This window comes from Cupriavidus sp. DB3 (assembly GCF_020418465.1).
Classification (GTDB): domain Bacteria; phylum Pseudomonadota; class Gammaproteobacteria; order Burkholderiales; family Burkholderiaceae; genus Cupriavidus; species Cupriavidus cauae.
This window is the reverse complement of the sequence record NZ_JAIZPL010000007.1, coordinates 219,162-238,485: the sequence shown is the minus strand read 5'-3', so window position 1 is coordinate 238,485 and position 19,324 is coordinate 219,162. Positions and strand designations below refer to the sequence as shown.

The 19,324-nt window shown below is 67.8% G+C and carries 21 protein-coding genes; 18 read left to right on the top strand and 3 right to left on the bottom strand.

Going from position 1 to position 19,324, the window contains the following annotated elements; all coding sequences use genetic code 11:
• Positions 1-4 precede the first annotated feature (4 nt).
• From K7G19_RS22060 to ureG, 17 genes are all read left to right on the top strand, one after another.
• On the top strand, positions 5-1,123 hold the full coding sequence (locus tag K7G19_RS22060; RefSeq protein WP_226109158.1) for an acyl-CoA dehydrogenase family protein: 1,119 nt from the start codon (positions 5-7) through the stop codon (positions 1,121-1,123).
• A gap of 100 nt (positions 1,124-1,223) precedes the next feature.
• Entirely contained in the window at positions 1,224-1,676 is a 453-nt protein-coding gene (locus K7G19_RS22055) for a MaoC family dehydratase (RefSeq protein ID WP_149319371.1), read from the top strand.
• Positions 1,677-1,731: 55 nt separating this feature from the next.
• On the top strand, positions 1,732-2,211 hold the full coding sequence (locus K7G19_RS22050) for a MaoC family dehydratase (protein ID WP_006576677.1): 480 nt from the start codon (positions 1,732-1,734) through the stop codon (positions 2,209-2,211).
• A 200-nt stretch (positions 2,212-2,411) separates the two neighbouring features.
• Positions 2,412-3,668 (top strand): urea ABC transporter substrate-binding protein, encoded by a 1,257-nt coding sequence (gene urtA, locus K7G19_RS22045; protein WP_149319370.1) that lies wholly within the window; start codon positions 2,412-2,414, stop codon positions 3,666-3,668.
• A 185-nt stretch (positions 3,669-3,853) separates the two neighbouring features.
• Positions 3,854-5,491: an urea ABC transporter permease subunit UrtB gene (gene urtB / locus K7G19_RS22040; protein WP_226109156.1), complete on the top strand. Its 1,638-nt coding sequence runs from the start codon at positions 3,854-3,856 to the stop codon at positions 5,489-5,491.
• The gene (gene urtC / locus K7G19_RS22035; protein ID WP_226109154.1) at positions 5,488-6,753 is read left to right on the top strand and encodes an urea ABC transporter permease subunit UrtC; all 1,266 of its coding nucleotides are present in this window, start codon (positions 5,488-5,490) and stop codon (positions 6,751-6,753) included. Before urtB ends, urtC begins: the two co-directional genes overlap by 4 nt.
• Complete coding sequence (urtD, locus tag K7G19_RS22030; protein WP_226109152.1) at positions 6,750-7,628, top strand: urea ABC transporter ATP-binding protein UrtD; 879 nt, start codon at positions 6,750-6,752, stop codon at positions 7,626-7,628. Before urtC ends, urtD begins: the two co-directional genes overlap by 4 nt.
• Before the next feature lie 49 nt (positions 7,629-7,677).
• On the top strand, positions 7,678-8,370 hold the full coding sequence (urtE, locus tag K7G19_RS22025; protein ID WP_149319367.1) for an urea ABC transporter ATP-binding subunit UrtE: 693 nt from the start codon (positions 7,678-7,680) through the stop codon (positions 8,368-8,370).
• A gap of 58 nt (positions 8,371-8,428) precedes the next feature.
• Positions 8,429-9,313: an urease accessory protein UreD gene (locus K7G19_RS22020; RefSeq protein WP_226109150.1), complete on the top strand. Its 885-nt coding sequence runs from the start codon at positions 8,429-8,431 to the stop codon at positions 9,311-9,313.
• On the top strand, positions 9,301-9,534 hold the full coding sequence (locus K7G19_RS22015; RefSeq protein WP_226109149.1) for a hypothetical protein: 234 nt from the start codon (positions 9,301-9,303) through the stop codon (positions 9,532-9,534). Before K7G19_RS22020 ends, K7G19_RS22015 begins: the two co-directional genes overlap by 13 nt.
• Positions 9,525-9,827 carry an urease subunit gamma gene (locus K7G19_RS22010; protein WP_149319365.1) on the top strand — a complete coding sequence of 101 codons (303 nt, stop codon included), beginning with the start codon at positions 9,525-9,527 and terminating at the stop codon, positions 9,825-9,827. The genes K7G19_RS22015 and K7G19_RS22010 overlap by 10 nt, the downstream gene beginning before the upstream one ends.
• Before the next feature lie 305 nt (positions 9,828-10,132).
• Positions 10,133-10,831, top strand: coding sequence for a HupE/UreJ family protein (locus tag K7G19_RS22005; protein ID WP_226109148.1), 699 nt, complete (start codon positions 10,133-10,135; stop codon positions 10,829-10,831).
• A 105-nt stretch (positions 10,832-10,936) separates the two neighbouring features.
• Entirely contained in the window at positions 10,937-11,242 is a 306-nt protein-coding gene (locus K7G19_RS22000; RefSeq protein ID WP_149319363.1) for an urease subunit beta, read from the top strand.
• Positions 11,242-12,960 carry an urease subunit alpha gene (gene ureC, locus K7G19_RS21995; RefSeq protein ID WP_226109147.1) on the top strand — a complete coding sequence of 573 codons (1,719 nt, stop codon included), beginning with the start codon at positions 11,242-11,244 and terminating at the stop codon, positions 12,958-12,960. The genes K7G19_RS22000 and ureC overlap by 1 nt, the downstream gene beginning before the upstream one ends.
• 2 nt (positions 12,961-12,962) lie before the next feature.
• Positions 12,963-13,676 carry an urease accessory protein UreE gene (ureE, locus tag K7G19_RS21990; RefSeq protein ID WP_226109146.1) on the top strand — a complete coding sequence of 238 codons (714 nt, stop codon included), beginning with the start codon at positions 12,963-12,965 and terminating at the stop codon, positions 13,674-13,676.
• A gap of 15 nt (positions 13,677-13,691) precedes the next feature.
• Positions 13,692-14,384 carry an urease accessory protein UreF gene (locus K7G19_RS21985; protein WP_226109145.1) on the top strand — a complete coding sequence of 231 codons (693 nt, stop codon included), beginning with the start codon at positions 13,692-13,694 and terminating at the stop codon, positions 14,382-14,384.
• A gap of 151 nt (positions 14,385-14,535) precedes the next feature.
• Positions 14,536-15,159 (top strand): urease accessory protein UreG, encoded by a 624-nt coding sequence (gene ureG, locus K7G19_RS21980; RefSeq protein ID WP_006578011.1) that lies wholly within the window; start codon positions 14,536-14,538, stop codon positions 15,157-15,159.
• Between the two features lie 42 nt (positions 15,160-15,201).
• Here the strand turns inward: ureG and K7G19_RS21975 are convergent, their stop codons facing one another.
• The 3 genes from K7G19_RS21975 to K7G19_RS21965 all read right to left on the bottom strand — a co-directional run bounded on the left by K7G19_RS21975 (position 15,202) and on the right by K7G19_RS21965 (position 18,198).
• Positions 15,202-15,585 carry a helix-turn-helix domain-containing protein gene (locus tag K7G19_RS21975; protein WP_149319359.1) on the bottom strand — a complete coding sequence of 128 codons (384 nt, stop codon included), beginning with the start codon at positions 15,583-15,585 and terminating at the stop codon, positions 15,202-15,204.
• A gap of 463 nt (positions 15,586-16,048) precedes the next feature.
• Positions 16,049-16,741, bottom strand: coding sequence for a glutathione binding-like protein (locus tag K7G19_RS21970; RefSeq protein ID WP_226109144.1), 693 nt, complete (start codon positions 16,739-16,741; stop codon positions 16,049-16,051).
• Between the two features lie 194 nt (positions 16,742-16,935).
• Positions 16,936-18,198 (bottom strand): acyl-CoA dehydrogenase family protein, encoded by a 1,263-nt coding sequence (locus K7G19_RS21965; protein WP_149319357.1) that lies wholly within the window; start codon positions 18,196-18,198, stop codon positions 16,936-16,938.
• A 195-nt stretch (positions 18,199-18,393) separates the two neighbouring features.
• Between K7G19_RS21965 and K7G19_RS21960 the strand changes: the two genes are divergently transcribed.
• Positions 18,394-19,323, top strand: coding sequence for a LysR family transcriptional regulator (locus K7G19_RS21960; protein ID WP_226109143.1), 930 nt, complete (start codon positions 18,394-18,396; stop codon positions 19,321-19,323).
• Position 19,324 lies beyond the last annotated feature (1 nt).

Genomic DNA, 19,324 nt, shown 5'->3' with positions numbered 1-19,324 from the left:
AACCATGAACTTCAATCTCAGCGACGAGCAGAAGCAACTGGCTGACGCGGTACGCCGCTTCATCGACAAGAGCTACGACTTCGAGTCCCGCAAGAAGGCCTACAAGAGCGAGACCGGCTACAGCGAAGCGGCCTGGAACGCGCTGGTCGAGCTCGGCCTGACCGCGCTGCCGGTGCCCGAGGCGCAGGGCGGCTTCAACGGTACCGCCATCGACATGATGGTGGTAATGCAGGAGCTGGGCCGCGGCCTGGTGGTCGAGCCGTATCTGGCGACGGTGACCGCGGCCTACGCGCTGAAGCAGGCCGGCGGCCAGGACGCCGTGCTCGAACAGGTTGCCTGCGGCGAGATCAAGCTGGCCACCGCGTTCAACGAGCGCGAGGCGCGCTACGCGCTGAACGACGTGCGCGTGACCGCCAGGGGCGGCAAGCTGAACGGCACCAAGGTCGTGGCGGTCCACGGCGGTCAGGCCGACAAGCTGGTGGTGTCCGCACGCACCGGCGGCGGCAATGCCGACCAGGACGGCATCTCGCTGTATCTGGTCGATGCCAGGGCCCCGGGCGTCACGATCCGCGACTACCGCACCATCGACAATCTGCACGCGGCCGATATCACCTTCCAGGACGCCGCCGGCGAACTGCTGGGCGCCGAAGGGCAGGGCTGGGCGCTGCTCGAGCAGACCGCCGACTACGCCGCGGTGCTGCTGTGCGCCGAGGCCGTGGGCGTGATGGACACGCTGACCGCCGCCACCATCGAGTACGCCAAGACGCGCCAGCAGTTCGGCGTGCCGATCGCGCGCTTCCAGGCGCTGCAGCATCGCATGGTCGAGATGTTCATCCATGCCGAGCAGTCGCGCTCGATCACGCTGCTGGCCGCGGCCCGCTTCGACGAGGCCAGCCCCGAGGAGCGCCGCCGCTATGTGTCGGCGGCCAAGGCCCGCGTCGGCCAGGCCGCGCGCACGGTCGGCCAGGAAGCGGTGCAGATCCACGGCGGCATGGGCGTGACCGACGAACTGCCGGCCGCGCACATGTTCAAGCGGCTGACGCTGATCAACACGACCTTCGGCGATGTCGACCATCATCTTGGCCGCTTCGCCAGCCTGCCGGAATTCCAGCAGGCGGCATGATGGCCAGCCGTTGAGGCAACACAGGCCGCGCTCGGGCGTCAACGTCCGGCGCGGCTTTTTGCTTTGGCGGACCAGAACAACCCAGCAGACTGGAGACCCCATGTCCGACACCATGTACTTCGAAGACTTCGTCGTCGGCAGCCGGCGCGAGCTCGGCTCGCGGCTGATCACCGAGGACGAGATCGTCAGCTTCGCGACGCAATACGATCCGCAGCCCTTCCACGTCGACAAGGAGGCCGCCCAGCGCAGCATCTACGGCGGCCTGATCTCGAGCGGCTGGATGACCTGCGCGGTGATGATGCGCATGCTGGTCGACAACATGACGTCGAAGTCGGCCAGCATGGGCTCGCCCGGCGTCGACGAGATCCGCTGGCTCAAGCCGGTCTATGCCGGCGATACGCTGACGGTGTTCGTGTCGGTGCTGGACAAGCGGCCGTCGCAGTCCAAGCCCGATCGCGGCGTCGTGCACACGCAGTGGGAGGCGGTCAACCAGCGCGGCGAGCTGGTCTGCACCGTCAAGGGCATGGGCATGTACGGCCGCCGGCCGGCCTGAATCCCCCATCGAACCGGAACCGTCGTTCCGGCCCGACATTGGACAAGGAGAGAAGATGCGCACCATCGCTTCGCTGGAAGAACTCGAGGGCCTGCAGGGGCAGGAGGTCGCCGTCAGCGACTGGACCGAGATCACGCAGCACCAGGTCAACCTGTTCGCCGAGGCGACCGGCGACCATCAGTGGATCCACGTCGATCCCGAACGCGCGCGGCGCGAATCGCCGTTCGGCGCCCCGGTCGCGCACGGCTTCCTGACGCTGTCGCTGCTGCCCGCGCTGATGCAGAGCGCGATGCAGATGCCGGGCGTCAAGATCGGCGTCAACTACGGCCTGAACCGCGTGCGCTTCACCGCGCCGGTGCCGGTCGGCAGCCGGCTGCGCGCCCGCATCAAGCTGCTGAAGGTCGAGCGCATCGCGCCGCCGCCCAATGCCCCGGACCTGGTCGGCGCGCAATCGACCTGGGAGGTCACGATCGAACGCGAGGGCAGCGACCGTCCGGTCTGCGTCGCGGAATCGATCAGCCGCCGCTACTCCTGACGCCCCGGTGCGGTGCGTCGCACCGCTTTGCATCATCGCACCATCGTGATGCAAGGCGCCGGCGCACCGCCACGGTGCCGTCATGCCAATGCAGTCTCCCGCGCGGCGCCAGGCCGCGTTCTTTTTTTGTGGCACGCTAGTTGCAGAAGTGCTCCCGGGGTGCGTTCTTCCTCGAACACAAACAGAGCTAGGGAGCTGCAATGAAACGACGTGAGGTGTTGAAGCTGTCGGCGTTGGCCGCCGCGGCGATGATCGGTACCAGCCCGCTGGCGATCGCGCAATCGAAAGAGCCGATCAAGGTGGGCGTGCTGCATTCGCTGTCGGGCACGATGGCGATCTCGGAGACGTCGCTGAAGGACGTCGCGCTGATGGCCATCGACGAGATCAACAAGAGCGGCGGCGTGCTGGGCCGCAAGCTGGTGCCGGTGGTCGTCGATCCCGCGTCGAACTGGCCGCTGTTCGCCGAGAAGGCGCGCCAGCTGATCAGCAACGACAAGGTCGCGGTGACCTTCGGCTGCTGGACCTCGGTGTCGCGCAAGTCGGTGCTGCCGGTCTACGAGGAACTGAACGCGCTGCTGTTCTATCCGGTGCAGTACGAGGGCGAGGAGATGTCGAAGAACGTCTTCTACACCGGCGCCGCGCCCAACCAGCAGGCCATTCCCGCGGTCGAGTACCTGATGAGCAAGGAGGGCGGCGGCGCGAAGCGCTTCTTCCTGCTGGGCACCGACTACGTGTACCCGCGCACCACCAACAAGATCCTGCGCGCCTTCCTGAAGAGCAAGGGCGTGGCCGACAAGGACATCGAGGAGGTCTACACGCCGTTCGGCCACAGCGATTACCAGACCATCGTCGCCAACATCAAGAAGTTCTCGCAGGGCGGCCGCACCGCGGTGATCTCGACGATCAACGGCGATTCCAACGTGCCCTTCTACAAGGAACTGGGCAACGCGGGCCTGAAGGCCAAGGACGTGCCGGTGGTGGCGTTCTCGGTCGGCGAGGAAGAGCTGCGCGGCATCGACACCAAGCCGCTGGTCGGCCATCTGGCCGCGTGGAACTACTTCATGTCCGTCAAGAACCCGGAGAACGACGCCTTCAAGAAGCAATGGGCGGCCTGGGTCAAGGCGAACAACCTGCCGGGCGGCGACAAGCGCGTGACCAACGATCCGATGGAAGCGACCTACGTCGGCATCCACATGTGGGCGCAGGCGGTCAAGAAGGCCGGCACCACCGATCCGAACAAGGTCCGCGCCGCGATGATCGGCCAGACCTTCAAGGCGCCGAGCGGCTTCACGCTGACGATGGGCGAGAACCACCATCTGTACAAGCCGGTGATGATCGGCGAGGTCAAGGGCGACGGTCAGTTCTCGGTCGTGTGGAAGACGCCGAAGCCGCTGCGCGCGCAGCCGTGGAGCCCGTTCATCGCGGGCAACGAGGGCAAGCCGGACAAGGTGATGTAAGGGCTGTCGTTGAGGGGGAGCAAATCACCCCATCTCCCAGACCCTCTCCCACCGAGGGGAGAGGGGGAACACAGTCGGTTCTCGCATTCCGCAGAGGGAGAGGGCAGCGGCGCCCCTTGTTCCGCTGCGGTTCCGCTGCCGTTCGTTCGATGGCCATCGTCTTGATCCAACCACCACCCATCTCCATGTCCCGATCCATGCTGCCCCGCGCGCCCTGGTGGCGCGCCACGCTCGCCGTGCTGCTGCTGATGGCGGCGCCCGCGCTGTGGGCGGCCGCCGCGCTGACCCAGGCCGATCTGCAGCCCCTGGCCGAAGACGATTTCGATGCCAAGCGCGCCGCCATCGTCGCGCTGGCCAAGGCCGACCCCAAGCAGGCCGGACCGATCCTGCAGGCGCTGCAGGACGACACGCTGCAGTTCGCGCCGGGCGTCGGCATGGTGCGCGTGGAGGGCGAGCGCGCGATCGACGCCATCACCGGCAAGCCGGTCGAGGTCGATGCCGGCGCGCTGCAATCGCTGACGCTGAACAACAGCCTGCGCGCGCAGGTGGACGGCGCGGCCGGCAGCCTGCTGCTGTCCTCGCCCGACGCCACGGTGCGCGCGCAGGCGATCGCCGCGCTGCTCGAGCGCCCCGAGGACGCGCCGCGCGAGGCCGTCGCCGCCGCGCGCCAGTCGGAGGCCGACACCGCGCTGCGCGCCCAGCTCGACGTGATCTGGGCCAATACCGTGCTGGCCGATGGCAGCCGGGACGAACGGCTCGAAGCGATCCGCATCCTCGGCCGCGACAGCGATCCGGCCACGCGCCAGCGGCTGCAGCCGCTGGTCGAACGGGACGAGAGCGGCCAATACCGCGAGCCCGACGCGCAACTGCGCGCCGCCGCGCAGCAGGCGCTCGACAACCTGCAAGCGAGCGAGCGCCAGGCCGAGCTGATCGGCAACCTGTTCGCCGGCCTGAGCCTGGGCAGCGTGCTGCTGCTGGCCGCGCTGGGCCTGGCCATCACCTATGGCCTGATCGGCGTGATCAACATGGCCCACGGCGAATTCCTGATGATCGGCGCCTATGCGACGTGGCTGGTGCAGTCGCTGTTCCGCACCTATCTGCCCGACGCCTTCGACTGGTATCTGCCGGCGGCCTTGCCCGCAGCCTTCCTTGCCGCCGCCGCGGTCGGCTTCGTGCTGGAGCGGCTGGTGCTGCGCCATCTGTACGGCCGGCCGCTGGAAACGCTGCTGGCGACCTTCGGCGTCAGCCTGCTGCTGATGCAGGCGGTGCGGATGCTGTTCGGCGCGCAGAACGTCGAGGTCGCCAATCCCAGCTGGATGAGCGGCGGCGTGCAGTGGATGCCGGGCCTGGTCATTCCGTACAACCGCATCGTCATCGTGGTGTTCGCGCTGGCCGTGGTGGCGATCGCCTGGGCCGTGCTGAACCGCACCCGGCTGGGCCTGTTCGTGCGCGCCACCACGCAGAACCGCACGATGGCCGCCTGCGTCGGCGTGCGCACCTGGAAGGTCGACAGCTATGCCTTCGCCTTCGGCGCGGGCATCGCGGGCCTGGGCGGCTGCGCGCTGTCGCAGATCGGCAATGTCGGCCCGGACCTGGGGCAGGCCTACATCATCGATTCCTTCATGGTGGTCGTGCTCGGCGGCGTGGGGCAGCTGGCCGGCACCATCGTCGGCGCCTTCGGCCTGGGGATCATCAACAAGTTCATCGAGCCGTTCTACGGCGCGGTGCTGGCCAAGATCATCGTCCTGGTGCTGATCGTGCTGTTCATCCAGAAGCGGCCACAGGGACTGTTCGCGCTCAAGGGGCGCAGCGCGGAGGCATGATGCAAAGCTCGATCGATCCCGGCACGCGTGCCTTCTCGCTGGCGGTGCCCGCGCGCCAGCCGCTGTTTTCCGCGCGCGGCTGGCTGGCGCTCGCCGTCGTCGCGCTGCTCGCGGCCGTGGCGGTGCCGGTGTGCGCGCTGGTGCTGCCCGACACCCATCCGCTGCATCTGTCCGCCTATGCGCTGACGCTTATCGGCAAGATCATGTGCTTCGCGCTGGCGGCGATCGCGCTCGACCTGGTGTGGGGCTACTGCGGCATCCTGAGCCTGGGTCACGGGCTGTTCTTCGCGCTGGGCGGCTACGCGATGGGCATGTACCTGATGCGCGCGATCGGCCGCGACGGCGTCTATCGCAGCGAGCTGCCCGACTTCATGGTGTTCCTCGACTGGAAGGAGCTGCCGTGGTTCTGGCACGGCACCGAACACTTCGGCTATGCGCTGCTGCTGGTGGTGCTGGTGCCCGGCGTGCTGGCCTGGCTGTTCGGCTTCTTCGCCTTCCGCTCGCGCATCAAGGGCGTCTACCTGTCGATCATCACGCAGGCGATGACGTATGCCGCGATGCTGCTGTTCTTCCGCAACGAGACCGGCTTCGGCGGCAACAACGGCTTCACCGACTTCAAGCGCATCGCGGGCTTCGCCATCGCCGCGCCCGAGACGCGCACCGTGCTGTTCGTGCTGACGGCCTTCGCGCTGCTGGGCGGGCTGATCGCCTGCCGCTACATCGTGACCTCGAAGCTCGGCCGCGTCGTCACCGCGGTACGCGATGCCGAGACGCGCGTGATGTTCTCCGGCTACAACCCGCTCGGCTACAAGCTGTTCGTCTGGACCTTCTCGGCGGTGCTGTGCGGCATCGCGGGCGCGCTGTATGTGCCGCAGGTCGGCATCATCAATCCGGGCGAGATGTCGCCCGCGAATTCGATCGAGATGGCGGTCTGGGTCGCGGTCGGCGGGCGCGGCACGCTGATCGGTCCGGTGATCGGCGCCTTCCTGGTCAATGGCGCGAAGACGCTGTTCACCGCGCACTTCGCCGAGTACTGGCTGTTCCTGCTCGGCGCGATGTTCGTGCTGGTGACGCTGTATCTGCCGAATGGCGTGGTGGGGCTGCTGGCGCGGCTGCGCCGTGCCGACGGTGTGCGCGCGTCCGCGCCGTCAGCGGCCTCCGCGTCGCCCGCTGCATCCGCGTCACCATCTTCATCCGCGTCGCCAACGACGCCCGCCACACCGATCGCGGCGCCGGCCGCCCGCAGCGGAGCAAAAGCATGAGCGCCGCAACGAACCCGAACCGAAATCCGACGCTACGCCACGACGCCACGCAGGCGGAAAGCGGCGATGCCACCGGCCTGGGCCGCGTGCTCGAGCGCGGCGCCATCGATGTCTCGCACGGCCCGATCCTCTATCTGGAGGACGTCACCGTGCAGTTCGACGGCTTCCGCGCGCTGAACAAGCTGACGCTGGCGATCGACCACGGCGAGCTGCGCTGCGTGATCGGCCCCAATGGCGCGGGCAAGACCACGATGATGGACGTGATCACCGGCAAGACCGGGCCGCGCAATGCCTCGGTCAGCGGCCGCGTGTTTCTCGGCCAGAGCATCGACCTGATGCGGTTGAACGAGCCGACCATCGCCCAGACCGGCATCGGCCGCAAGTTCCAGAAGCCCACCGTGTTCGAGCAGCACGCGGTGTGGGAGAACCTGGAGCTGGCGATGAAGGCCGACAAGCGCTGGTGGTCGTCGCTGCGCGCGCGGCTCGACGCGGACGGCCGCAACCGCATCGAGCAGACGCTGGCGCTGACGGGCCTGGAAGACGAGGCCTACCGGCCGGCGGGGCTGCTGTCGCACGGGCAGAAGCAGCGGCTCGAGATCGGCATGCTGCTGATGCAGCGGCCGCAGCTGCTGCTGCTCGACGAGCCGGTGGCCGGCATGACCGACGAGGAAACCATGCAGCTGGCGAAGCTGCTCGATGGCCTGCGCGGCAGCTGCTCGATGATGGTGGTCGAACACGACATGGAATTCGTCGCCGCGCTGGCGGGCGAGTCCGGCAAGGTCACGGTGCTGGCCGAAGGCAGCGTGCTGGCCGAGGGCACGCTGGACGCGGTCAAGCGCGACGAGCGCGTGATCGAATCGTATTTGGGGCGCTGAACTGCCGCGCTGAATTCGGCGCCGGATTGGAACGCAGAAAGGAAAACCGATGCTGCAAGTCAGCGGATTGAACCAGTACTACGGCGGCAGCCATATCCTGCGCGACGTCAGCTTCGAGGTGCCCGAAGGCCGGCTGACCACGCTGCTCGGCCGCAACGGCGTGGGCAAGAGCACGCTGCTGAAATGCCTGATGGGCGTGGTGCAGACGCGCAGCGGCAGCATCCGCTGGAATGGCCGGGCGCTGGACAAGGCGCCGCCCTACGAGCGCGTCGCCGCCGGGCTGGCGTATGTGCCGCAGGGGCGCGAGATCTTTCCGCGGCTGACCGTCGAGGAGAACCTGCTGATCGGCGCGGCCAGCCGCGGCAAGCCGGACGGTGTGCCCGACCGCATCTACCAGCTGTTTCCGGTGCTGCGCACGATGCGGCAACGTCGCGGCGGCGACCTGTCCGGTGGGCAGCAACAGCAGCTGGCGATCGGCCGCGCGCTGATGAGCGAGCCGAAGCTGCTGATTCTCGACGAGCCCACAGAAGGCATCCAGCCGTCGATCATCCAGGACATTGGCCGCGCGCTGCGGCTGCTGGTCGACGAGTTCGGCATGACGGTGCTGCTGGTCGAGCAGTACTACGAATTCGCGCGCCATCTGGCCGATCACTACGTGGTGATGAGCCGCGGCGAGGTGGTGGCGAGCGGCGAGGGCGGCCGGATGGAAGAAGAGGGCGTGCGGGAGATGATCGCGGTCTAGGCGGCCTCTCTCCTTTTCCCTGTCTTTATCTCGCTTTCTCCCGCTCCTTCGCCGAGTCATGCGCCATCCCGATTTCCCCGCCGACGATCCCGCCGCGACGCTGGCGATGCCGGCCGCGTGGCACGCTAGCCTGCGTCTGCGCTTCGCGGTGCGCGGCGAGCGCAGCGCGCTGGTCGAGCGGCGGCATGCCGGGCCGCTGATGGTGCAGAAGCCGCTGTATCCGGAGGGCGGCATCTGCCACGCGGTGGTGCTGCATCCCCCGGCCGGCATCGCGGGCGGCGACGTGCTCGACATCGATATCGGCATCGAATCCGGCGCGCACGCGGTGCTGGCCACGCCGGGCGCGACCAAGTGGTACAAGTCGCTCGGCCGCGACGCCAGCCAGTGCGTGCGCATCGTGGTCGCCACGGGCGCGCGCCTCGACTGGCTGCCGCAGGAAAACATCGTGTTCGACGATGCGCGCGCGCGGCTCGCGACCACCGTCGAGGTGGCGCCCGGCGCCAGCGCGATCGGCTGGGACGCGCTGGTGCTCGGCCGGCAGGCGTCCGGCGAGCAATGGCGACGGGGCACCGCGTGGATGGACACGCGCATCGGGCAGGGCACGCGCACGCTGTGGCGCGAGCACGCCCGCCTCGATGCCGATTCGCCGCTGCGCCACGCACGCGTGGGGCTGGACGGCCTGCCGGTGCTCGGCACGCTGTGGGCCGTCGGCGCGGGCGCGACGCAGGACCTGGCCGAGCGGCTTGCCGAGAGCCTGCCGTATCGCGCCGATCTGCGTGCCGGTGTGACCTGCCTCGCCGACGCCGAGCAGCCGATGCTGCTGCTGCGCGTGCTGGGCGCGCGCATCGAACCGGTGCGCGAGCTGATGGTGGCGGCGTGGAGCGCGTTGCGCATGCCGATCCATGGGGTCGAGGCGAAGCCGCTGCGGCTGTGGTCGACGTGATGGCGGACGTGAGGGCCGACGTGAGGGCCGACGCGAGGGCCGACGCGAGGGCCGAAGCGAGGGCCGAAGCGATGGCCGGCGTAACGGCGGAGCTGATGGCGAACGTAATGGCGAACGTCATGGCGAACGTCATGGCGGCCGTACCGGTGAACGCGATGGCCTGCGTGCCGCGCCAACCGAAAGACAACGAACCGAACACCGAGGACAGGCGATGGAACTGACGCCAAGAGAGAAGGACAAGCTGCTGATCTTCACCGCCGCGCTGCTGGCCGAGCGCCGCCGCGCGCGCGGGCTGAAGCTGAACTATCCGGAGGCGGTGGCGCTGATCACCGCCGCCATCATGGAGGGCGCGCGCGACGGGCGCACCGTCGCCGAACTGATGCATGCCGGCACCACGGTGCTGTCGCGCGAGGACGTGATGGAGGGCGTGGCCGAGATGATCCCCGAGATCCAGGTCGAGGCGACCTTTCCCGACGGCACCAAGCTGGTCACCGTGCATCAGCCGATCGTCTGACGCACTACCGGCGTATCGCAACGCATGCGCGCATCGGACGCATCGGACGCATCGGACGCATCGGACGCATCGCACGCCGGTAAGCAGGCACGCAGGCGCGCAGGCACGCAGGCACGCAGGCACGCAGGCACGCAGGCACGCAGGCGCGCAGGCACGCAGGCACGCAGGTGCGCAGGCACGCAGGCACGCAGGCACGCAGGCGCGCATCGCACGCATGACGGACATCCCAGCCGCCGACTGAATTTCCGTATTTCACCGAGGACAACATGGCCGGTTTCATTCGCTCCCTTTCTTTCCAACAAGCCATGCCGCGCGGTCTGGCGCGCGCCGCGACGCATCTCGCGGCTTCGGCCACGGTGCTGGGCAGCGCGCCGGCGCTGGCCCACCCGGGCCACGACGTCGCCAGTGTCGGCGCCAGCCTGGCCTCGGGCCTGCTGCATCCACTGACTGGCGCCGACCATCTGCTGGCGATGGTGGCGGTCGGCGTCTGGAGCGCGCTGGCGGTCGGCACGGCGGGCGCGTTCGGCTCGGTCGGCTCGGTCGGTTCGCTCGGCTCGTTCGGCTCGTTCGGCTCGGTCGGCGCGGGCGGCGCGGGCGGCGGCGTGCTGCGCGTGCCGCTGACCTTCGTCGCGCTGATGCTGGTCGGGGCCGCGCTCGGCCTCGCCGGCGTTGCCTTGCCCGCGGTCGAGCCGATGATCGCCGCCTCGTTGCTGGTGGTCGGCCTGCTGGTCGCGTTGCGCGCGCGGCTGCCGGCAGGCGTGGCGATGGCGCTGGTCGGCGGCTTTGCGGTGTTCCATGGCTACGCGCACGGCGCCGAGCTGCCGCCCAGCGCCGGCGCGCTGCCGGCGGTGCTGGCCTATGTCAGCGGATTTGCGGCCGCGACCATGGCACTGCATCTGGCCGGCATCGCCGCCGGCACGGTGCTGCGCCGGCATGCGCCGTGGCTCGCGCGCGCGGCCGGCGCCGGTGTCGCGCTGTATGGCGTCGGGCTGATGGTGGCCTGATCTGGCAGCCGACAGCCGACAGCCGACAGCCGACAGCCGACGGACGACATCCGAAAGCACGACAGCACGACAGCACGACAGCACGACAGCACGACAGGAGACGCCATGATCCCCGGTGAACTGATGCCCGCCGACGGCGAGCTCGAACTGAACGCGGGCCGCGCGACGATACGGCTGGCGGTCGCCAATACCGGCGACCGCCCGATCCAGGTCGGCTCGCATTTCCACTTCCACGAAACGAACGCCGCGCTGGACTTCGACCGCGATGCCGCGCGCGGCTTCCGTCTCAATATCGCCGCCGGTACCGCGGTGCGTTTCGAGCCGGGACAGTCGCGCACCGTCGAGCTGGTCGCGCTCGATGGCGACCGCATCGTCTACGGCTTCAACGGCAAGATCATGGGAGCGCTGTGATGGCGTTGACAATCGGAAGGCAGGCCTATGCAGAGATGTTCGGCCCGACCACCGGCGACCGCGTGCGGCTGGCCGACACCGCGCTGGTGATCGAGGTCGAGAAGGATTTCACGATCTACGGCGAGGAGGTCAAGTTCGGCGGCGGCAAGGTGATCCGCGACGGCATGGGGCAGAGCCAGCGGCTGGCGCGCGATTGCGTCGACACGGTGATCACCAATGCGCTGATCGTCGACCATTGGGGCATCGTCAAGGCCGATATCGGCATCAAGGATGGGCGCATCGCCGGCATCGGCAAGGCGGGCAATCCGGACATCCAGCCGGGCGTGACGATCGTGATCGGCCCCGGCAGCGAGGTGATCGCCGGCGAAGGCATGATCGTGACCGCCGGCGGCATCGACAGCCATATCCACTTCATCTGCCCGCAGCAGATCGAGGAGGCGCTGATGAGCGGCGTCACCACGATGATCGGCGGCGGCACCGGTCCGGCCACCGGTACCTACGCGACCACAGTGACCCCCGGCCCCTGGCATATGGAGCGGATGCTGCAGGCGGTGGACGCCTATCCGATGAATATCGGCCTGCTGGGCAAGGGCAACGCCAGCCTGCCGCAGCCGATCGTCGAGCAGGTCGAGGCCGGCGCGATCGGGCTGAAGCTGCACGAGGACTGGGGCACCACGCCGGCGGCGATCGATACCTGCCTGTCGGTGGCCGACGCGACCGACGTGCAGGTCGCGATCCATACCGACACGCTGAACGAGGGCGGCTTCGTCGAGGCGACCATCGCCGCGTTCAAGGGCCGCACCATCCATACCTATCACACCGAAGGGGCGGGCGGCGGGCACGCGCCGGACATCATCAAGGTCTGCGGCGAGGCCAACGTGCTGCCGTCGTCGACCAATCCGACGCGGCCCTACACGATCAATACCATCGACGAGCACCTGGACATGCTGATGGTCTGCCATCACCTCGATCCGTCGATCGCCGAGGACATCGCCTTCGCCGAAAGCCGCATCCGCCGCGAGACCATCGCGGCCGAGGACATCCTGCACGACCTCGGCGCGTTCTCGATGATCTCCAGCGACTCGCAGGCGATGGGGCGCGTCGGCGAGGTGATCCTGCGCACCTGGCAGACCGCGCACAAGATGGCGGTGCAGCGCGGCAAGCTGCCCGGCGATCCGCACGATGCGCGCAGCGGGCACGACAACTTCCGCGTCAAGCGCTACGTCGCCAAGTACACGATCAATCCGGCGTTGACGCATGGCGTCGCGCACGAGGTCGGCTCGATCGCGGTCGGCAAGTGGGCGGACCTGGTGCTGTGGAAGCCGGCGTTCTTCGGCGTCAAGCCGAGCCTGATCCTGAAGGGCGGCATGATCGCCGCCGCGGCGATGGGCGATCCGAACGCGTCGATCCCGACGCCGCAGCCGGTGCACTATCGGCCGATGTTCGCCAGCGCCGGCGGGGCGCTGCATCGTTCGTCGCTGACCTTCGTGTCGCAGGCCGCGCTGGCGGCCAACGTGGGCGAGCGCTACGGGCTGCAGAAGACGCTGTCGGCGGTGCGCGGCACGCGCACGGTCAGCAAGCGCGACATGATCCACAACGACTGGCAGCCGGTCGTCACCGTCGATCCGGAGACCTATCAGGTCGTTGCCGACGGCCAGCTGCTGACCTGCGAGCCGGCCACCTCGCTGCCGATGGCGCAGCGCTATTTCCTGTTCTGACCATGCACCAGATCGACAAGCATCTTCCCGCGCCGCACGGCATCGCGCCGGTGCTGGTGCGCCGCGCGCCCAAGCTGGTGCTGCCCTTCGGCGACCGCAGCAAGAGCCGCCTGCGCGCCGTGCTCGACAACGGCGAGGAAGCGGCGATCTTCCTGCCGCGCGGCACGGTGCTGCGCGGCGGCGATCTGCTGGTGAGCGCCGACGGCACGTTCGTCGAGGTGCAGGCGGCCGCGGAATCGGTGCTGCAGGTACGGGCCGAGGATCCGCACGCGCTGATGCGCGCGGCCTACCATCTCGGCAACCGCCACACGCCGGTCGAGATCGGCCGAGACTATCTGCGGCTCGAATACGACCCCGTGCTGGCCGATATGCTGATGCGCCTGGGCGTGCAGGCCGAACGCGCCGAGCTGCCGTTCGAGCCGGAGGCCGGCGCCTACGGCGGCGGCCACAAGCACGGCCACGACGCGACCTTCGCCGAGGACTATGCGGCGGCGCAGGCGGTGTTTCACGAGCATCATGGGGGCTCGCAGTCGCAGTCGCAGTCGCAGTCGCAGTCGCAGTCGCAGTCGCAGTCGCAGTCGCATTCGCACTCGCACCAGCATTCGCGGTTGCACTCGCATGGCCATGATCACCAGCATGGCCACGATCACCCGCATGACCATGATCATTCACATGGCGGCCACGCGCACCATGCCGGCTGCGATCACCGGCACTGACTCGCTCGCGCTGCCATGACCCAGCTCCCCCAACTGCTCTCGCTGCTGCATCTGGCCTCGCCGGCGCTGCCGATCGGCGGGTTCAGCTATTCGCAGGGGCTGGAGGCGGCGATCGACTGCGGCATCGTGCGGGATGCCGACAGCGCGGGGCAGTGGATTCGCGACAATCTGCTGCACGTGCAGGCGCATGCCGAGGCGCCGCTATGGCTGCTGCTGCATCGCGCCTGGCGTGCCGGCGACCGCGAGGGCGTGCGCTACTGGAACGACTGGTTCCACGGCAGCCGTGAGAGCGCCGAGCTGCGGCTGGAGACCGAGCAGATGGGATGGTCGCTGGCGCGCCTGGTCGGACAGATGGCATGGGGCGAGCCGGCGCTGCGCGATGATCTGGCGGCGATGTCGCCGGTGTGCCTGCCGACGGCCTTCGCCGCCGCCTGCGTCGCGCTGCAGGTCGACGAGGGCGACGGACTGGCCGCCTACTGTTTCAACTGGGCGGAGAACCAGATCGCCGCGGCGATCAAGGCGGTGCCGCTGGGGCAGGTGGCGGGCCAGCAGATCCTGCGCGGCATGCATGGCTGCGTGCTCGACGCCGTGGCCGAGGCAACGCGCCGCGCCGATGCCGAACCGCCCGCTCTGTCGACGCTGTCGCCGATGCTGGGCCTGCTGTCGGCACGCCACGAAACGCAGTATTCGCGGCTGTTCCGCTCCTGAGCGCGGCCACATTTCACGGGCAGACATCCGCAGCCACATATCCGCAGCGACACATTCGCAGCCGTACATTCGCAGCCACATTGGCGGCCACATTCGCAGCCACATTCGCAGCCATACATCCGCAGCCACAAATCGAATCGGACGAGACATCATGACCCGTACCAAGACACTCCCTCCGCTGCGCGTCGGCGTCGGCGGCCCGGTCGGCTCCGGCAAGACCACCTTGCTCGAGATGCTGTGCAAGGCCATGCGCGAGCGCTACGACCTGGTGGCGATCACCAACGACATCTACACGAAGGAAGACCAGCGCCTGCTGACGATCTCCGGCGCGCTGCCGGCCGAGCGCATCATGGGGGTGGAAACCGGCGGCTGCCCGCATACGGCAATCCGCGAGGACGCGTCGATCAATCTCGAGGCGGTCGACCGCATGCTGGCGCGTTTTCCCGATGCCGACGTGGTGTTCATCGAATCCGGTGGCGACAATCTGGCGGCGACATTCAGCCCGGAGCTGTCGGACCTGACGATCTACGTGATCGATGTCGCCGGCGGCGAGAAGATTCCCCGCAAGGGCGGGCCGGGCATCACCAAGTCGGATCTGCTGGTGATCAACAAGACCGATCTCGCGCCGTATGTCGGCGCCAACCTCGACGTGATGGAAAGCGATGCGCGAAAGATGCGCGGGGAACGGCCTTTCGTGATGGGAAGCGTCAAGTCGGGGCAGGGTCTTGACGCGGTGATCCGCTTCATCGAGCGGCAGGGCATGCTGGCGATGTAGCCGCGATGTAGCCGCGATGTGCGGCGCCGTCGACGGCGCGTGCTAGGTGTGGTTGTTGCGCTTGCGGGCGAGGGCTCGTGCCACCGAGGCGACCAGGTCCTGGTCGTCATTATCGAGCCTTGCCATATAACGCCGCGCATTGCGTTGCGCGGTGGTTTCCTCGCCGCCAAATGGAACGCGTAATTCCTCGACTGTCAACACCGCGTTTTCGCCATCGAACTTCAACATTTCGCCGGGAGGGACGCCGAGGGTATCGGCCAGAGTGCAGATGTTGATCAGCGCTACATTACGCAGTCCGCGTTCGATGCCGCTGAGATAGGAACGCGCCATTCCGCTTTCGAGGGCGAGCTTTTCCTGGGACCAGCCCCTTTGCTTGCGCAGGGCCGTCAGGCGTTGGCCAAATTGCTTGAGAGGATCGCCGACCATGGTTTTGACAAGATGTGAACTCGAAGGAAGTTAAGGGATTGGCCCGGTCGACTCGACATCCTAGAGTCCGTCGCACAATCGGTGTCAGCCAACATAAAGTGTGTGAACTCACCCTATAGGTTGCATTTACTGTCGAAAATCGGATGGGCGGTAGCGGAACGAGGACCGGGGTGCACTGTTTTCGCATGGACGCGAGCGAATGTCATACAGGTATTCACCTGAATCCTCGGTTCCGAAAACGATAGGTTTGTTGTTGCCCGTTAATCTGACGAAATCGGAAGCCGCAGATGGGGCGCTGAGGCGGCCGGAACGGCGAGAGACGGTTGCCGCAGCGTGGCGGCGCAGGCGAAGAGAGGAGTGAGGCGGGAGCCGGCCGCGGGATGGCCGGCGAGGGACTGCGGGGGCGTCGTCGGGCGCCGCGGCGGAAAAGGCGCCGCGAGTCCTGCCCGCGGCGCCGCGCCGCTCAACGGCGGACGTATTGCGTGGCGCCGAACAGGATCTCGCGTTCCTTCTCGGTATGCAGCGGCTTGCGTTCGCGCGCCAGTACCTCGACGCCGCGCTTGACCGCGGGGCGCTCGGCGATCGTGTTGAACCAGCGCTTCAGATGGGGATAGTCGTCGAGTTCGACGCCCTGGTTCTGCCAGCTGCGCAGCCACGGGAAGGTTGCGATATCGGCGATCGTATATTCGTCGCCGGCCAGCCAGGGACGACCGGACAACTGCTTGTCGATCACGCCATAGAGGCGGCGCGCTTCATTGGTATAGCGGTTGACCGCATATTCGATTTTCTCCGGCGCATAGATGCGGAAATGGTGCGCCTGGCCCAGCATCGGACCGACGCCGCCCATCTGGAACATCAGCCATTGCAGCGTTTCGTATTTGCCGCGCACGTCCTCGGGCAGAAACTTGCCGGTCTTGCCGGCCAGATACACCAGGATCGCGCCCGATTCGAACAGCGAGATCGGTTTGCCGTCCGGCCCTTCGCTGTCGACGATGGCGGGAATCTTGTTATTCGGGCTGATTTTCAGGAATTCCTCGCCGAACTGGTCGCCGGCGCCGATATTGATGGGGTGCACCTGGTAGGGCAGGCCGCACTCTTCCAGCATGATATGAACCTTGTGGCCATTGGGCGTGGCCCAGCTGTAGACATCGATCATCGAGGAAGCTCCTGGACGGGAGAGAGCGCCGCCGACTCGCCAGCGGAGCGGAGCGCCGGTTGAATGGACCGACGCATTTAATCACAGAAGAAAAAAACGCGCAGACAGGCTGCGCGTGGATGGCTCGCTGCCGGCGCAGCTGCCCTGGAGTCGTGCGGCCGGATGGCCGCCGATGTTTTTACCGGGCGACGGCCTCAGCCGCCGCGCGTGACCGGCATCTGGATCTCGTCCGGATTCAGGCTCATGTGCTTGGCCAGTTCCAGCTTGGCGATCGCGTTGCGGTGCACCTCGTCCGGACCGTCGGCCAGGCGCAGCGTGCGCTGGTGCGCCCACCACGAGGCCAGCGGGAAGTCTTCCGACACGCCGGCGGCGCCATGCACCTGGATCGCCCAGTCGATGACCTTCAGCGCGACGTTCGGCGCCACCACCTTGATCATCGCGATCTCGGCCTTGGCCACCTTGTTGCCGACCGTGTCCATCATGTACGCGGCCTTCAGCGTCAGCAGGCGCGCCATCTCGATCTCGCAGCGGGCCTCCGCGATGCGTTCCTGCGTGACGCCATGGCGGGCGATCTGCTTGCCGAACGCGACCCGGTCCAGGCTGCGCTTGCACATCAGTTCGAGCGCGCGCTCGGCCACGCCGATGCTGCGCATGCAGTGGTGGATGCGGCCCGGACCGAGGCGGCCCTGCGCGATCTCGAAGCCGCGGCCTTCGCCGAGCAGGATGTTGTCCGCCGGCACGCGCACGTTCTTCAGTTCGATCTCCATGTGGCCGTGCGGCGCGTCGTCATAGCCGAACACCGGCAGATGGCGCTTGACGGTGATCCCCGGCGTATCGGCCGGCACCACGATCATCGACTGCTGCTCGTGGCGGCCCGCATCGGGATTGGTCTTGCCCATCACGATATAGACCTTGCAGCGCGGGTCGCCGGCGCCCGACGACCACCACTTGGTGCCGTTGATCACGTAGTGGTCGCCATCGCGCTCAATGCGGCAGCGGATATTGGTCGCGTCGGAGGACGCCACGTCGGGCTCGGTCATCAGGAAGGCCGAGCGAATCTCGCCGCGCAGCAGCGGCTCGAGCCACTTGTCCTTCAGTTCCTCGGAGGCATAGCGCTCCAGCGTTTCCATGTTGCCGGTGTCGGGCGCCGCGCAGTTGAACACCTCCGGCGACCAGGGCACGCGGCCCATGATCTCGCACATCGGCGCGTATTCCAGATTGGACAGCCCTTCCGGCGCGCGCGGCGAGCGCGGCAGGAACAGGTTCCACAGGCCCGCCTCGCGCGCCAGTGGCTTCAGCTCCTCGATCAGCTTGCTCGGCACCCAGGCGTTGCCGGCCTTGCGGTTGGCCTGGATCTCGGCGTGGAAGCGCTTCTCGTTCGGATAGATGTGCTGGTCGAAGAAGGCCAGCAGCCTGGCGCGCATTTCCTTGACCTTGGGCGAGTATTCGAAATCCATGGTGTCTCCTCACAACCCCTGCGATTTGGCCCCGCCGCTGATGCCGGACCACCGCAGGGCAGCGGACCGGCAGGCGGCGGGCGGGCGCGATATACGCCGACTGGGGCCACTCTATCCGATTCGTCGTAATATGAAAAATGAATTTTCTGGATTCGACGGTATCAATCTCCTGCATTCCATGCCACAATCGCCGCCATGCAGCTCTCCCGCATCGACCTGAACCTGTTCGTCGTGTTTGACGCCATCTACACCGAAGGCAGCATCACGGCGGCCGCCCGGCAGCTGAACCTGACGCAGCCGGCGGTCAGCCATGCGCTCGGCCGATTGCGCACGCTGTTCGACGACCCGCTGTTCGAGCGGCGCGGGCAGGGCATGGCGCCGACCCCGCTGGCGCGCTCGCTGGCCGGGGAGGTGCGCGCCGCGCTGCAGTCGTTCGCCCGCACGCTGCAGGACACGCCGCATTTCGATCCGGCGGCGACGGTGCGGCGCTTCACCATCGGCATGCGCGACGCGCTGGAGTCGACGCTGCTGCCGCCGCTGATGTCGCGCGTCGCCGCGGTGGCGCCGCACGTCGACATCGCCGCGGTGCGCTTCGATCGCCGCGAGATGGAGTCGGAGCTGCTGGCCGGGACGCTCGATGCCGCGATCGACATCCTGCTGCCGGTCTCGCCGGCGATCCACCACGCGCAGTTCATGGCCGATCCGATGGTGGTGCTGGCCCGGCGCGACCATCCGCTGGTGAAGAAGGAATTGACGCTGGAGCGCTATCTGGCCGCCGAGCACGTGCACGTGTCGTCGCGGCGGCGCGGCGCGGGGCTGGAGGACCAGGCGCTGCATCGGATGGGCATGACGCGGCGGGTACGGCTGCGCTGCCAGCACTACGCGGCGGCCTGCCGCATCGTCAGCTGCACCGACCTGCTGGCGACGCTGCCGCTGCGCTATGCGCGCATCGCCAACGAGGCCTATGGCAATCGCCTGCTGACGCTGCCGTTCAAGGTGCCGTCATTGGAGCTGCACTTGTATTGGCATGCGGGCGGGGAGAATGATGGCGCGAACCGGTGGCTGCGGGAGCAGCTGATGGCGGTGATGACGGGGTTGGAGAAGGGCGCGCCGGCAACCTCCTGAT

Excerpts from the sequence above, each read along its gene's own strand:
- K7G19_RS22060 (WP_226109158.1), top strand. The coding sequence starts at position 5 with ATGAACTTCAATCTCAGCGACGAGCAGAAGCAACTGGCTGACGCGGTA.
- K7G19_RS22055 (WP_149319371.1), top strand. The coding sequence starts at position 1,224 with ATGTCCGACACCATGTACTTCGAAGACTTCGTCGTCGGCAGCCGGCGC.
- K7G19_RS22050 (WP_006576677.1), top strand. The coding sequence starts at position 1,732 with ATGCGCACCATCGCTTCGCTGGAAGAACTCGAGGGCCTGCAGGGGCAG.
- urtA (WP_149319370.1), top strand. The coding sequence starts at position 2,412 with ATGAAACGACGTGAGGTGTTGAAGCTGTCGGCGTTGGCCGCCGCGGCG.
- urtB (WP_226109156.1), top strand. The coding sequence starts at position 3,854 with ATGTCCCGATCCATGCTGCCCCGCGCGCCCTGGTGGCGCGCCACGCTC.
- urtC (WP_226109154.1), top strand. The coding sequence starts at position 5,488 with ATGATGCAAAGCTCGATCGATCCCGGCACGCGTGCCTTCTCGCTGGCG.
- urtD (WP_226109152.1), top strand. The coding sequence starts at position 6,750 with ATGAGCGCCGCAACGAACCCGAACCGAAATCCGACGCTACGCCACGAC.
- urtE (WP_149319367.1), top strand. The coding sequence starts at position 7,678 with ATGCTGCAAGTCAGCGGATTGAACCAGTACTACGGCGGCAGCCATATC.
- K7G19_RS22020 (WP_226109150.1), top strand. The coding sequence starts at position 8,429 with ATGCGCCATCCCGATTTCCCCGCCGACGATCCCGCCGCGACGCTGGCG.
- K7G19_RS22010 (WP_149319365.1), top strand. The coding sequence starts at position 9,525 with ATGGAACTGACGCCAAGAGAGAAGGACAAGCTGCTGATCTTCACCGCC.
- K7G19_RS22005 (WP_226109148.1), top strand. The coding sequence starts at position 10,133 with ATGCCGCGCGGTCTGGCGCGCGCCGCGACGCATCTCGCGGCTTCGGCC.
- K7G19_RS22000 (WP_149319363.1), top strand. The coding sequence starts at position 10,937 with ATGATCCCCGGTGAACTGATGCCCGCCGACGGCGAGCTCGAACTGAAC.
- ureC (WP_226109147.1), top strand. The coding sequence starts at position 11,242 with ATGGCGTTGACAATCGGAAGGCAGGCCTATGCAGAGATGTTCGGCCCG.
- ureE (WP_226109146.1), top strand. The coding sequence starts at position 12,963 with ATGCACCAGATCGACAAGCATCTTCCCGCGCCGCACGGCATCGCGCCG.
- K7G19_RS21985 (WP_226109145.1), top strand. The coding sequence starts at position 13,692 with ATGACCCAGCTCCCCCAACTGCTCTCGCTGCTGCATCTGGCCTCGCCG.
- ureG (WP_006578011.1), top strand. The coding sequence starts at position 14,536 with ATGACCCGTACCAAGACACTCCCTCCGCTGCGCGTCGGCGTCGGCGGC.
- K7G19_RS21975 (WP_149319359.1), bottom strand. The coding sequence starts at position 15,585 with ATGGTCGGCGATCCTCTCAAGCAATTTGGCCAACGCCTGACGGCCCTG.
- K7G19_RS21970 (WP_226109144.1), bottom strand. The coding sequence starts at position 16,741 with ATGATCGATGTCTACAGCTGGGCCACGCCCAATGGCCACAAGGTTCAT.
- K7G19_RS21965 (WP_149319357.1), bottom strand. The coding sequence starts at position 18,198 with ATGGATTTCGAATACTCGCCCAAGGTCAAGGAAATGCGCGCCAGGCTG.
- K7G19_RS21960 (WP_226109143.1), top strand. The coding sequence starts at position 18,394 with ATGCAGCTCTCCCGCATCGACCTGAACCTGTTCGTCGTGTTTGACGCC.